Here is a 13494-nt window from a genome sequence, read left to right as displayed (position 1 = left end):
ACAATTTCGTTTAATGAGCTTGTTGATTGATAACATCACTGTACTTAACGAGATATAAACTTATTTTGATAAGTCATTATAAGTTTGGTATGTATCTGAAAATTGTCAATTAATTAATTAACTATCTGTAAAATAATTTTGGTCGATTTATTACCAAGCATTACTCTCGTCGTTTTAAACTTAACCTTGATTGGCTTATCGTGAAGCGAGTTGAAAATGAGCTGAATTCAGGATACTTAGCCTAAAACAGTAAATCCAACATTAGGTTAATCATCCTGTTGCGAGTTTAAAACACATCTCTATCTATAAACTTAACCCGAGCTTCGTCATCACCAAGGGTTAAGTTATCTAATAACATAGTGCTAATAATCGCTTTATACAGCTTGATTAACAATCCAATTAAACTCTCAAAGGGTTTCTATTCAAGAACGTTATTCAGCGTACTCTTGCATAAAATCATCAAGATTATCGTTAATAACTTCTATTTCATCACCACTAAATTGTGCAATGTGAAACAAGCCCTCACCTTCATTGGTGACCGGAATATTGCTGTTGCCAATAATAATCCCATCTGTTGGGGCCTTTAATGGTATCGGCTCGCCGCCCAGAGGGTTTACAATATTGGCTAACACTTGGCCTTTAGATACTCGCTCACCCAGTTTAAATTTAATATTCACCAGCCCATCAGATTCACTGCGTACCCAGTAACTGCGACTTGCATTAACACTGGTGGTTTTAGTGTTAATTTTACCTTTGGTCATACCTAAACAACGCATCACATTGATAACGCCATTTACGCCAGACTTAATCGACATATCGCTAAAGCGCAGTGCTTCACCAGCCTCATATAAAATACAAGGAATATTAAGGCTGTTAGCATAACCGCGCATTGAACCTTCACGTGCTTTAGAAGACATTATGACTGGTGCGCCAAAAGCATTAGCCATATCGAGCATCATTGTATCGTCGGTATCACAGCGGATCTGCGGTAAGTTATCGCGATGAATTGCGCCAGTATGTAAATCAATAATATGGGTTGCACGTTTAACTAAAATACTGCTAAATAAATGCGCTAAACGGCTGGCAAGCGCACCTTTAGCTGAGCCCGGAAAACAACGATTTAAGTCACGACGATCGGGTAAATAGCGAGATTGTTGAATAAAACCAAATACGTTAACGATAGGGACAATGAGTAAGGTCCCGGTTAAGGTTTTAGCATTCACACGACCGAGCAAGCGTCGACATATTTCAATGCCATTTAACTCATCACCGTGGATCGCTGCACAAACCAATAAAACAGGTCCCGCTTTAGTGCCATGAAACACTTCAACGTGCAGATCCATCGGTGTATCGTTATACAGTTTTGCTGCGGGCAATTTAACACTTTGTTGAGTGCCTGCCGGTACGCTAACATCACCGATAACAAACGGTTCGTGCTTTCTTGCCATTAACCAACTCCTTTCGTTTTCGAGCTAGTAGATTTAACATTTTTTTCAATAAACTGAATGATTTTTTCCGCAACATCAATACCAGTGGCTTTTTCGATGCCTTCAAGGCCCGGAGATGAGTTAACTTCCATCACTAATGGACCGTGCTTAGAACGTAAAATATCTACGCCCGCAACGTTTAGCCCCATCGTTTTAGCAGCACGTAATGCCGTTGAACGTTCTTCTGGAGTGAGCTTAACAATGCTAGCAGAACCACCGCGGTGTAAATTAGAACGAAACTCACCTGGTAATGCTTGGCGTTTCATCGCCGCAATCACTTTGTCACCAATCACGAAACAACGAATATCAGCGCCACCAGCTTCGGCAATATACTCTTGCACCATGATGTTGGCTTTTAACCCCATGAAGGCTTCAATAACCGATTCAGCAGCTTTACGGGTTTCAGCTAATACCACACCAATACCTTGAGTGCCTTCAAGTAACTTAATCACACAAGGAGCACCACCGACCATGTCCAACAAATCGGGAATATCAGCAGGCTTACTGGCAAAACCGGTCACGGGCAAACCAATATTCTTGCGAGATAACAGTTGCAATGAACGTAATTTGTCCCGAGAACGTGTAATGGCGACAGACTCGTTTAATGGGTGAGTGCCCATCATTTCGAACTGGCGTAATACCGCGGTGCCATAAAAGGTCACTGACGCACCAATTCGCGGAATCACTGCATCAAATTTTGGCAGCTCTTCACCGCGGACATGAATACTAGGTGCATTCATGTTGATGTTCATGTAACACTTTAATGGATCGACAATTTTGATGGTATGACCGCGAGCTTCAGCAGCTTCTCTTAAGCGACTGGTCGAGTATAAATTCTTATTTCTCGACATTATTGCAATATGCATTTGTTATTCTCCTGCTAAAAATGATTCTGCTGAATTAACCAAAAAACGCCCTTCTAACGCGCGACGACCTAATAACATCCTAAATTTCATGTGATCTCTATTGGTCAATGTCAGTTCGATGTCAAAAAGTTGTGTACCGATAAGAATGGGGGTTTTTATCACGTAACGTTTGGTTACATGGCCGCCGGAATCACTGACATCTCGGCGATCAAATACTTGAAACTCACACACGACTTCTCGGTCAGAATCCTGGTCAGGATGCAGCCAGACTCGAACCCATTTTTGGTTATTTTTTTGAAACGGTTTTATTTTGAACGCATGCAAACAAGATGTTTTTGCGCCAGTATCCACTTTGATTTTGACTCTTTCGTTGCCAATATCAGGAAAAGTGCCCCACTCACGCCAACCCACAATACCGAGGGAATGTTCAGTCATGGTCAATCCTTTCTTGTAGAGGAATTATTCATTCCAAAGTGTAATCTTTAAATGAATTAGTGTTTGAATAGATAGCAAAATCGGTTTAACGTCTTGCACTAGCCAACCAATATATGTTGTTGATTAAAGATGAACCACAAGGTTTACATCAATAAACTAGCCTTTGAAGCGATTTTAACACCAACACCTTATTTATATCAAATTAACATTTAAAGAATAATTAAAAAAAATCTCTATCTCAGTAAGTTACAATGGATATACGGTAATTTAAAAAGCATCAAAACATTATGTTTACTCTAGATAAAATACCAAAAAACACCGCATTAATATAGAGATGTCAACATAAGGTATTCAATCTTAATAGTTTAAATAAATCCTAGCTATGTCACTTACTACAGACATTGTTTAACATACTAGTAAAATTATAACATTATAATCTGCATCGCTATTGTAAAAAGGTATCGTCATGTTCAGTCAACTTAGTTTCGATTTTTTAAACACTCTAGCAGCCAATAATGATAGAGAATGGTTTAAAGCCAACCAGCAACAATATGAAGATCAGGTTAGAAGCCCTGCATTACAATTTATACAAGCCATGCAAGGACCCATTTTAGGCTTATCACCACGATTTGTTGCTGTAGCTAAAAAAGTCGGGGGTAGCCTAATGCGCCCACAACGCGACAGTCGCTTTAGTAAAAATAAAACGCCTTATAAAACCAATGTGGGTATCCAGTTTAGACACTTTCAAGCAAAAGATGTGCATGCGCCTGGATTTTATGTCCATATTGCCAATGATGAATGCTTTATTGCGGCTGGAATTTGGCATCCTGAATCAAAAACGCTCAATGCAATTCGCCATTGTATTGATGAAAACCCTAATGCGTACCAAAAAGCATTAGCGCAATTGAGGCAGGCTGGATTTGAATTAACAGGCGATAGCTTATCCAGACCGCCACGCGGATTTGATAAACATCATCCCATGATTGACGAGCTAAAACGTAAAGACTTTATCGCCATAAAATCCATTAGTCCTAAGCAAGTATGCCAGGCTGATTTTGTCGAGTTTTGTGCGCAAGAATATCAGCATACTCGCGCATTAATGGCTTACTTATGTTTTGCCCTAGAGCTAGATTTTTAGTCTTTAAGCACCATAACGACACATTAATCATGGTGTTGTTGAAAATATTAACTCATTTTTACGCTATTATAGTTTTAGCTCATTATTTAGATAAGCCGTGTTAAACTAGCAAAAAATAGTTTCCGGTGCAGCACTCTGTTAATTGCTGCACCTATTACCAGGTCAATTCATGAGCCATAATATTTCCGCCATGTCTAACACAACACCATCAATTGAGACATCTGCGTCCGAAATCGCTGCGATCACGCCAGCACAAAAACGTGCCTTAAGTTACTCGACAACGATTGAAACACTCTTCAATCAAGTGATGAACACCGGCATGCCAGCCGATAGAATCATTGGCCAATATTTTCGCGAGCATAAAAAACATGGCTCTAAAGATAGACGAGTGATCCGTGAAAGTTTGTTTGGTTTATTTCGCTGGTGGGGTTGGTTAAGCCAGTTAGAGACCAGTCAAAAACACAGTACATGGTTCCAACAATTAAGCGCTTGTGCAATGTTAGAACAACACCCATGGCATGATGTCACTGGTGCTTGGAATGATTTTGCTGATTGGCCTCAAACCCGCGCAGATCAAACTACCCTAGATAATCAAGCCACATTAAAAGATAAATTAGCCGCTTATATTGCTTTAAGCGCGATAGAAAGTTGTCAAATCACTCAGTTATTACCCCAATGGTTTTGGCAACTTTGTCCAGTAGATAGCACAGAGCAATATGCGCTTGTTAACGCAATGACGACTCGCCCCCCCATTTGGGCTCGGGCACAAACATTATCAACAGCCAAATTAATTGCGTCACTTAAACAAGCGGGTGTTGAAGCTAAAACCAGCGGCTACTTTGCCGATGCCATTAGTCTAGGGCATAAAAGTATTAATCTAAATGAGATAGAGGTTTATAAACAAGGTCATCTTGAAATTCAGGATTTAGCCTCACAAGTTATTGGCCAAATTTGCCAGCCGAACAATCATGAGAAATGGTGGGATGCGTGCAGTGGTGCTGGCGGTAAATCCCTGCAATTGCATTCATTAATGTCACAGCAAAGCACGGAATTCAGCGGTAGCATTACGGCATCAGATATTCGCCATAAACCTTTAGAAGAACTGCGTAAAAGAGCTAAACGTGCGGGTTTTGAGCATATCAGTGTCGCGCCATGGAAAGGAGAGGTATTGCCTGTCGATGCTAATGCTTTTGACGGTGTATTAGTTGATGCACCCTGCAGCTGCACCGGCACTTGGCGTCGAAATCCTGATATGCGCTGGCTTGATGATGCTAGCGCGATTACAGATAAGCCTATGCTTCAATTAGCAATTTTACGACGAAGCGCTGCTGCAGTAAAATCGGGCGGTAAGTTGGTTTATGCCACCTGCTCTTTATCACCAAGTGAAAATGAACAGATTGTGAAAGACTTTTTATCAGCAACGTCTGAGTTTGAACTTGAACCAGTCATACATCCTTTTACTGGTGAGCAATTTGATATGTTAACGATTTGGCCTCAACAAGCCGATAGTGATGGGATGTTTGTTGCTAAGATGCGTCGTAAATAGCACGCTGACTCAAACACTAATGCCAAATAATGCTCCACTAAAAAGCCATCTTTCGATGGCTTTTATATTATGGTTCACAGACAAACACTATTGAGCTATTTTCTGTGCAGCCTCAGTATTAATTCCGCTTCAGCTTTTGGCAATTCACACTCTTGCATTAACTCTTCAATACCAGCCCCAAGACCGACCATTTTAAGCGCACGCGAGTATAATTTAGCTTGTGGGTCTTGCTGGCTAGCTTCTTCAAGCATATCAGACTGTTTAGACAGTTTTTTTTCTAGTTCGACAACTCGCCTACCGACACCAATAGTACCACTGCGTAATTCGTGTAATTCACGCTTAACAGCTTCACGCTGACGGTCGCTTTCTTTAACCAACACAGTCAGGGCATCCACTTTAGTTTTTAATTTACTCGACTGTTTTTGCAAGTAAAGTACTAAAACAAGACATGCAATCGCACACACTAAAGCTGCAATTAGAAATTCATCACCCATTAACATACCTATGTTGCTATTACTCAAAAGCACTAAGCCAAACAAAAAAGCCAACAGTGATTCGGTTGGCTTTTCGGTTACAACACGACTAGATTTGAGTTAATTCAACCCACTCATCGTCAGATAATAGTTTATCTAAATCAACCAAGATTAATAACTCGTTGTCGCGATTACTCACCCCTTGAATAAATTTAGCACTTTCTTCCGTGCCGACATTAGGAGCGTTATCGATTTCAGAACGGCGCAAGTATACGACTTCAGCCACGCTATCAACTAAGATACCAATAACTTGTTTTTCTGCTTCAATAATCACGATACGAGTCGAGTCGTCTAATTCTGCTGATTGTAAGCCAAAACGTGAACGAGTATCGATAACGGTAACTACGTTTCCGCGAAGGTTAATAATCCCTAACACATAATCAGGAGCACCTGGCACAGGAGCTATTTCGGTATAACGTAATACTTCCTGAACTTGCATTACGTTAATACCATAGGTTTCATTATCTAATTTAAATGTTACCCATTGTAATACTGCATCGTCTTTACTTGCAGCAACCGCTGCTACACTTCTAGAATCGCTCATAGTTAACCTCGGTCAATCGAATCCTGACAACCTAAACCTGCATCAAGCATTTTGATTAATGCTTGAACATGTAAAATGCCACACATTTGTTGTTTTACTACCCCAGCAAGCCAAGGACGCTTACCCGGTTTTTCACGCCAATTGACGTGGGATTTATCTATTTTAACGGCGTTAACTAACGATTCGCATGTTAGTCCCCACTGACTATCTTCTAGCATAACAAGATATTGATAATTTACCGTTTGTGCTAATGCTGGAGAATATTTTTCAGGCATTACCCATGCACATGTATCAACCACATTAATTTTAGTATCTCGGTGGGTTTGCACCCCTTTAAACCAAGAGGGCCTACCAATAAGATGGTTTATCTTGTCAATTTTAATAATCCCCCCCAAGCTCACTAGTGGTACCGCTAACGTTAACCCTGCAACATTAAAGAATAGCACCTGAAACTCATCATCAAGTACTTCTTGTAAATCATGGGTGATACTCGGTGGTTGATGCCCAACCTGAGTTTGTGGTGGCGTTTGCACTTGCTCCGCCGAATTCATCACCAACTCTTCATGCTTAATAATAGCGTCTTTTATAACAGCATGTGAACTTTCGTTATTATTTATATCGACTAACGGCTTGATTTCTTTATCCGTTAGCTCTATTTCTTGTGTTTTTGTATTATTAACGACTGCTTTAGGCTCAATATCACTAATTGCCTGACGAACACGTTCTGCGCTGTTTTTGATCTGTTGCGATAAATCTGTTTCAGCACTAGGTGTAGATACTGCTGATAATAATTTTTCAAGCGCCAGTTTATCTACACTGGTTGTCGGCTGGGCATAATCCCACTGGCTCGCAACAACAGATGAAATCTTAGACAAAGTTGGCGGTGAATAATGAGCTGATGAAGATGCGGCTATTGTGGTGGTATCAGCCAGCTTGTCCTCGATAATATTTAGCGATTTAGTAGTAATATTATTAGCAGGATTCACAGGAATCGACTCTGACGATTCCTGTAGTAAAAGACTGAAATAATCAAAAACAGTTTCATCAACCGATTTTGACATGGTTAAACTCCTGAGAAAATAAAAAATCCAGCAGACGATTGTAAGCTTTTACACCTCGGCTACTGGCTGAATAATGTGATGCTGGTAAATGAGCCAAGCTTGCATCTCTAAATTTAGTATCCACAGGAATCACATCACTTGGCCAAAGTGATGAACCATATTTATCCTGCAAAAATTGTAGTGCGATAGGTGAGGCTTTAGTTCGCTTGTCATACATAGTCGGTAATACTGTGAAGCTATATCGTGTTTTCTTGGAGCGCCCCATGATTTCCATGGTTTTCACCATACGTTCAAGGCCTTTTATGGCTAAAAACTCAGTCTGAACCGGTATAATAATGTGATGACTTGCAGCTAATGCATTGACCATTAGCACCCCTAAAACAGGTGGGCAATCAATGATAGCCACATCATATTTATCTTCAAGTAGCGCCAATAAATTGCGCAACACCAAGCCCATACCTTCCTGATGACCTAAAGATCTATCCAGTGTTGCTAACGCCATATTAGCAGCAATAATATCCAGTCCCTCTATTTGAGTAGGGATGACATTTTGTAATATAAACTCTTGAGTCAGTGTCTGGTGATTCAAAAAGACATCATAAAGCGAACATGGCACTTCATCTGAATCAATACCTAAGTAATAACCCAATGAAGCATGAGGATCAGTATCAATCATCAGCACTCGTTGACCACGCTTAACCAATGCTCCGGCTAAACTGGCTACTGTGGTTGTTTTACCGACACCACCTTTTTGATTCGCTACCGTCCATACTTTCAAAAAAAGCCTCTCAACTCATTATAATGATGCTGTTATGGAATATTGACTACTGCTTGTGTTGTGTATCATCACGGGTTGTTACACGGATCCCGCCGTTAGGTAAACGGATCACCTTAACCCCTTGAGCATCTTCTGACACTATGATTTCTTGATTATTGCCTTCACTAACAACTTCGGGATGCTTAAGTTTAGTGGGCTGATCATCATCTAAAGCGCCAGGTCCAAACAACACACTTTTAGCTTGCTCTTGTCCTGCGGACGCAACAATTGCTTGAGTTTGTTCAGGATGCTGAGTTAACCAATTAGCAATATTAGCAGCTTGCTCCTCAGGAACCATCAAAAGTACTTGAGAGTCGGTTAAACGAGCCACATCTTGCTTTAATAGTGTTATCTTTTTATTCGCATCAACATACAAACCCGCTAGTACTAAAATGGCAATAAAACACAGAAAAAAACCCAGCATGTGCTTAGTCTGTGAGGAATAACTCGACTTAGCCACGACTAGACTCTTTTAAAATAGCTTCAGCAATATTATCCAACGAAATAGAGTGAGTCGAGATACCAGCAGATGCTACTGCTTGTGGCATACCATAGACAACACAACTCGCTTCATCTTGTGCCCAAATGGTTGCACCAACAGACTTTAACATTCTAGCCCCTTCTCTACCGTCGGCCCCCATCCCAGTCAACACTACAGCCAAAACATCTCCACCAAAAGCTTTAGATGCAGACGCAAAAGTAATATCTACACTTGGCTTATAATTCATTTCAGGGGTACCAGGAACAACTTTAAGTCTGCCTGTAATACCATTTCGCTCAACCATAAGCTGCATACCACCGGGCGCTAAATAAGCGCATCCAGGGCGCATAACATCCCCATTTTCAGCCTCTTTCACATCAATTTGACATAATGTATTTAAACGTGCTGCAAATGCAGGAGTAAATGCTGCAGGCATGTGTTGGATCAATACAATTGGATGAGGATAATTCGCAGGAAAAGCGGTTAATACTTTCTGCAAAGCCACTGGTCCACCAGTTGAAGTCCCGATAAGTAATACTTTATATTGTTTACCACTAGCCCGAATAGACGATATTGATGAACTCGTATTATTGGGAGTATGGCGATCAGGAGATGCGCTAGAGTGGGTTGCTGCAGGCGTTGGAGTTAAACCGCTGCTAAATGGACGACGAGATGAATAGGTATCCGAAGCAGAAACCGATGTTTTACGAGGTTCAGGTGATGATGAAGTCGATAATGAACTTGATGCTGAACTTGGGCGATATACTCTGCGTCGCCCCAAAGCTTTAATTCGCTGCTGCAGTAACAGTATTGCATCGTCTTTATTGGTCGCAATATCTTCAAAGCGTTTTGGTAAAAAATCTAATGCGCCGGCTTCTAACGCATCAAGTGTCGCTTTGGCACCATCATGAGTTAATGATGAAAACATTAAAATTGGAGTGGGGTTAGTAGCCATGATTTCACGCACAGCAGTAATACCATCCATTACTGGCATTTCAATGTCCATGGTAATGACTTGAGGCTTTAACTTTGCAGCCATTTCAACAGCTTCTTTACCGTTAACAGCAACAGCAACGACTTCGAGATCAGGATCTTTATTAACAATCTCACTGACTCGACGTCGAAAAAAGCTAGAATCATCTACAACTAATACTTTTATGGCCATTGAATTCCTTAAATAATGGAACTTTTTTTATTTTTTGCTTTTGGCGTAATGTTTCAGTAGTCCTGGCACATCTAAAATAAGTGCAATACCACCATCTGATGTAATTGTTGCCCCCGCCATTCCTGGCGTACCTTGTAACATACTGCCAAGTGGTTTGATGACAACTTCTTCTTGCCCAATTAATGCATCAACAACGAAACCGATTTGCATCGTACCAAGTTGAACAATCACAACATGGCCATGCTTCTTATCACCATGCTTAAATGTCGATTTCTTACTGTGCAACCAATGTTCTAGATAAAATAATGGCACGGCTTTATTACGGAAAATAACCGTTAATTGACCATCGACAATATTGGTTTTGGTTAAATCTAAATTAAATATCTCATTAACACTCGATAATGGCAGAGCGAAAACTTGATTAGACACATCAACCATCAAGGTTGGCATGATAGCTAAGGTTAAAGGCACTTTAATTTCAAGTGTGGTGCCCTTACCTTTCATCGAATCAATGTAGACAGTACCATTGAGTTGATTTATGCGGGTTTTCACCACATCCATACCCACACCACGGCCTGAAATGTCTGAGATTTCAACTTTAGTTGAAAACCCTGGAGCGAAAATCAGATTATACGCTTCGTTATCAGTCATTCTCGAGGCGGCATCTTCATCGAGCACACCACGACTTATCGCAATTTGTTTTAGCTTTTCAGGATCCATGCCAGCGCCATCATCCTCAATTTTCAGCAGGATGTGATCACCTTCTTGGCTAGCCGATAAGGTAATAGTACCGGTTCGGGATTTACCATTTGCTTCACGAGTCACCGGCATTTCAATACCGTGGTCGACTGAGTTTCTCACTAAGTGGACCAAAGGATCGGCTAAAGCCTCAACTAAATTTTTATCAAGATCGGTGTCTTCACCAATCATCACTAAATCAATTTCTTTATTTAATGTACGCGCTAAATCTCGAACAACCCGTGGGAAACGACCAAATACTTTCTTGATAGGTTGCATGCGCGTCTTCATCACCGCACCTTGTAAATCAGCGGTCACCAAATCAAGGTTAGCAAGTGCTTTTGACATTTCCTCGTCTTCACGATTAATGCCTAAGCTCACCAGTCGATTACGGACTAATACCAATTCACCAACCATATTCATGATTTGATCTAAACGAGCGGTATCAACGCGAACTGTGGTTTCACCTTGTGGCACAGACGACGCTTTGACTGGGGCTTTATCTGCTAAGGGTTCAACTTTTGGCACAACGGCTGGAGTCGATGGCATAACTGGCTTAGCAACGGGAGTCGGAGCGGGTTTTGCTGCCTGTGGAGGAGTAACCGCTTTAGCAGATTCTGCAGCAACCGGAGTTGATTGCACTTTCGCTACTGGGGCAGTGCCTTTACCGTGTAATTCATCTAAAAGACGTTCAAACTCATCGTCGGTGATTTCATCTGAGTCTACTGCGGGTTGAGCAACTGGTGTACTTGCAGGCTTAGCGGCAACCACAGGTTCGTCTTTGGCTTTAAATGAACCTGAGCCGTGTAACTCGTCTAAGAGTGCTTCAAATTCGTCATCGGTAATTTCGTCACTGCTTTTTGCTGGTGCTGGTTTTGAGTCAATATTGTCTTTCTTTACTGCAGAAGATTTAGATGCAACAGGACTGTTACCTGAACCGTGTAAGGCATCAAGTAAGGCTTCAAATTCTAACTCATCAATTTCATCGATACTGCCAGAATCAGACGTTTCTGCCGTAAAAGAACTCACATCTTCAATGACTTCAGGCTCGTTAACCTCAACTACATTTTCGATAGGTTCAAGTTCTGCAGCCGACATCTCTGAGGGTAATGGCGCACCTGAGCTTAATAATTTGAGTTTCGCAAGTAGCATTGGATCGGCAGGGTCTTGTTCTTGTCCCTGTTGAGTTTGAGCAAACATTGTATTAATGGCGTCGACCGCTTGCAAAATAATATCCATTAATTCTGCATTTACGCCACGTTTTCCGGTGCGCAATAAATCGAACGTATTTTCAGCTTCATGACACACGTCGACCATCGGCTTTAAGCTTAAAAAACCAGCTCCGCCTTTGACAGTATGAAATCCACGGAAAATAGCATTAAGTAAATCACTGTCATCAGGATTATTTTCAAGGGCAACTAGCTGCTCTTGTAGAAGCTCTAAAATCTCACCAGCTTCAATTAAAAAGTCCTGGAGTATCTCTTCATCAACATCAAAGGACATTAAATTGACTCCTAATTAGAAACCCAGACTTGATAGCAGATCGTCTACTTCATCCTGACCTGTCACCACATCTTCACGCAGTTCTGCATTCATGATGGGGCCTTCTGCTTCTATTTTATTATCGTTTATCGTTGGCGATGACTCAGTAATATGATCACCAAACACCGTTAGCATTGAAACTAAATTACTTTCTACTTCACGAACTAAATCAATCACTCGACGGATCATTTGGCCAGTTAAGTCTTGGAAGTCTTGCGCCATTAAAATTTGATTTAATAGCTCACGAAGACGATTACAATCATTTTCACTGTGTAACATAAACTGCTGAACATCGTGGCAAAGTGATTTAAACTCACCCAACTCGATGTCACGACGCATCAATTTATCCCACATTGGCGTTACTGATTGAATATTACTGATAATGGTATCGGCCAAAGGTAGACATTCTTCAACTGCATCCATGGTTTTATTAGCAGCTTGCTCTGTCATATCGATAACGTAGTTTAATCTTTCTTTAGCGTCCGGAATTTCGGTATTGGCTAATTCAGATAAACGGTTATCAATTTGAAAATCTTTTAATGCACTATGAAGTTGTCGAGTTAACTTACCCACTTCTTCAAAAAGCTCACGCTGCAATGGTGTAGCAAGCTCCCTGATGACGTCATCAGCTTTATCTTGCTGACCTAAGGTAAGCAATTCAACAAGTTCTTGGGCCTGTTCGAGAGTGATTAACCCCGATATTGATGCCTGCATGACTTATCCTTGCTTATGCGAGTCGTTCAAAGATTTTATCTAACTTTTCTTTTAACGTTGCGGCGGTGAAAGGCTTTACCACATAACCATTTACCCCAGCTTGCGCTGCAGCAATAATTTGTTCACGCTTGGCTTCTGCGGTTACCATCAATACGGGTAAATGCTTTAACGAATCATCTGCACGGATTGCTCTAAGTAAATCAATACCTTGCATTCCAGGCATGTTCCAGTCTGTTACTACAAAATCAAAATCGCCTTTTTGTAACATAGGTAGGGCTGTTGAGCCATCATCTGCTTCTTGGGTATTATTAAATCCCAAATCTCGCAACAAGTTCTTAATGATACGCCTCATTGTTGAAAAATCGTCAACAATAAGAATCTTCATATTCTTGTCCAAGGTTTCCTCCGGTGAGCTGACACTCGTTTG

At 41.0% G+C, this 13494-nt stretch carries 14 protein-coding genes; 2 read left to right on the top strand and 12 right to left on the bottom strand.

Annotation, left to right across the window (positions count from 1 at the left end; translation table 11 throughout):
* Nucleotides 1-431: 431 nt before the first annotated feature.
* Genes H5123_RS11325 through H5123_RS11315 form a run of 3 tightly spaced genes read right to left on the bottom strand, consistent with a single transcriptional unit; the run spans nt 432 to nt 2788 of the window.
* Complete coding sequence (locus tag H5123_RS11325; RefSeq protein ID WP_124016952.1) at nt 432-1448, bottom strand: succinylglutamate desuccinylase/aspartoacylase family protein; 1017 nt, start codon at nt 1446-1448, stop codon at nt 432-434.
* Nucleotides 1448-2353, bottom strand: coding sequence for a 30S ribosomal protein S6--L-glutamate ligase (gene rimK / locus H5123_RS11320; protein WP_124016951.1), 906 nt, complete (start codon nt 2351-2353; stop codon nt 1448-1450). Before rimK ends, H5123_RS11325 begins: the two co-directional genes overlap by 1 nt.
* Nucleotides 2354-2356: 3 nt before the next feature.
* A complete protein-coding gene (locus tag H5123_RS11315) occupies nt 2357-2788 on the bottom strand; it encodes a RimK/LysX family protein (protein WP_124016950.1) in 432 nt (143 codons plus the stop codon).
* A 466-nt stretch (nt 2789-3254) separates the two neighbouring features.
* Between H5123_RS11315 and H5123_RS11310 the strand changes: the two genes are divergently transcribed.
* Entirely contained in the window at nt 3255-3926 is a 672-nt protein-coding gene (locus H5123_RS11310; protein ID WP_182698026.1) for a DUF2461 domain-containing protein, read from the top strand.
* Nucleotides 3927-4095: 169 nt separating this feature from the next.
* A complete protein-coding gene (locus H5123_RS11305) occupies nt 4096-5472 on the top strand; it encodes an RsmB/NOP family class I SAM-dependent RNA methyltransferase (protein WP_182698025.1) in 1377 nt (458 codons plus the stop codon).
* A 95-nt stretch (nt 5473-5567) separates the two neighbouring features.
* Here the strand turns inward: H5123_RS11305 and H5123_RS11300 are convergent, their stop codons facing one another.
* The 9 genes from H5123_RS11300 to cheY all read right to left on the bottom strand — a co-directional run bounded on the left by H5123_RS11300 (nt 5568) and on the right by cheY (nt 13464).
* Nucleotides 5568-5966, bottom strand: a complete 399-nt coding sequence (locus H5123_RS11300) for a DUF2802 domain-containing protein (RefSeq protein ID WP_124016947.1) — start codon at nt 5964-5966, stop codon at nt 5568-5570.
* A gap of 88 nt (nt 5967-6054) precedes the next feature.
* Entirely contained in the window at nt 6055-6549 is a 495-nt protein-coding gene (locus tag H5123_RS11295; protein WP_124016946.1) for a chemotaxis protein CheW, read from the bottom strand.
* 2 nt (nt 6550-6551) lie between these two features.
* On the bottom strand, nt 6552-7610 hold the full coding sequence (locus H5123_RS11290; protein WP_124016945.1) for a chemotaxis protein CheW: 1059 nt from the start codon (nt 7608-7610) through the stop codon (nt 6552-6554).
* Nucleotides 7594-8388, bottom strand: coding sequence for a ParA family protein (locus H5123_RS11285; RefSeq protein WP_124016944.1), 795 nt, complete (start codon nt 8386-8388; stop codon nt 7594-7596). Before H5123_RS11285 ends, H5123_RS11290 begins: the two co-directional genes overlap by 17 nt.
* 46 nt (nt 8389-8434) lie before the next feature.
* Entirely contained in the window at nt 8435-8887 is a 453-nt protein-coding gene (locus H5123_RS11280) for a membrane anchored protein in chemotaxis locus (protein WP_310736137.1), read from the bottom strand.
* Nucleotides 8880-10073, bottom strand: a complete 1194-nt coding sequence (locus H5123_RS11275; RefSeq protein WP_182698024.1) for a chemotaxis response regulator protein-glutamate methylesterase — start codon at nt 10071-10073, stop codon at nt 8880-8882. Before H5123_RS11275 ends, H5123_RS11280 begins: the two co-directional genes overlap by 8 nt.
* Before the next feature lie 27 nt (nt 10074-10100).
* Nucleotides 10101-12314: a chemotaxis protein CheA gene (locus tag H5123_RS11270; RefSeq protein ID WP_182698023.1), complete on the bottom strand. Its 2214-nt coding sequence runs from the start codon at nt 12312-12314 to the stop codon at nt 10101-10103.
* Between the two features lie 15 nt (nt 12315-12329).
* Nucleotides 12330-13067, bottom strand: coding sequence for a protein phosphatase CheZ (locus H5123_RS11265; protein WP_124016941.1), 738 nt, complete (start codon nt 13065-13067; stop codon nt 12330-12332).
* 13 nt (nt 13068-13080) lie between these two features.
* Nucleotides 13081-13464, bottom strand: a complete 384-nt coding sequence (cheY, locus tag H5123_RS11260) for a chemotaxis response regulator CheY (protein WP_011919599.1) — start codon at nt 13462-13464, stop codon at nt 13081-13083.
* Between the last annotated feature and the right edge of the window lie 30 nt (nt 13465-13494).

Source organism: Shewanella sp. SR43-4 (assembly GCF_014163845.1).
Lineage (GTDB): Bacteria > Pseudomonadota > Gammaproteobacteria > Enterobacterales > Shewanellaceae > Shewanella > Shewanella vesiculosa.
The sequence above is the reverse complement of the archived record's forward strand: the minus strand, read 5'-3'. Positions and strand labels throughout refer to the sequence as shown.

Bases quoted from the DNA above. Each gene is read 5' to 3' on its own strand.
- H5123_RS11325 (WP_124016952.1), bottom strand. From the start codon at position 1,448: ATGGCAAGAAAGCACGAACCGTTTGTTATCGGTGATGTTAGCGTACCG.
- rimK (WP_124016951.1), bottom strand. From the start codon at position 2,353: ATGCATATTGCAATAATGTCGAGAAATAAGAATTTATACTCGACCAGT.
- H5123_RS11315 (WP_124016950.1), bottom strand. From the start codon at position 2,788: ATGACTGAACATTCCCTCGGTATTGTGGGTTGGCGTGAGTGGGGCACT.
- H5123_RS11310 (WP_182698026.1), top strand. From the start codon at position 3,255: ATGTTCAGTCAACTTAGTTTCGATTTTTTAAACACTCTAGCAGCCAAT.
- H5123_RS11305 (WP_182698025.1), top strand. From the start codon at position 4,096: ATGAGCCATAATATTTCCGCCATGTCTAACACAACACCATCAATTGAG.
- H5123_RS11300 (WP_124016947.1), bottom strand. From the start codon at position 5,966: ATGGGTGATGAATTTCTAATTGCAGCTTTAGTGTGTGCGATTGCATGT.
- H5123_RS11295 (WP_124016946.1), bottom strand. From the start codon at position 6,549: ATGAGCGATTCTAGAAGTGTAGCAGCGGTTGCTGCAAGTAAAGACGAT.
- H5123_RS11290 (WP_124016945.1), bottom strand. From the start codon at position 7,610: ATGTCAAAATCGGTTGATGAAACTGTTTTTGATTATTTCAGTCTTTTA.
- H5123_RS11275 (WP_182698024.1), bottom strand. From the start codon at position 10,073: ATGGCCATAAAAGTATTAGTTGTAGATGATTCTAGCTTTTTTCGACGT.
- H5123_RS11270 (WP_182698023.1), bottom strand. From the start codon at position 12,314: ATGTCCTTTGATGTTGATGAAGAGATACTCCAGGACTTTTTAATTGAA.
- H5123_RS11265 (WP_124016941.1), bottom strand. From the start codon at position 13,067: ATGCAGGCATCAATATCGGGGTTAATCACTCTCGAACAGGCCCAAGAA.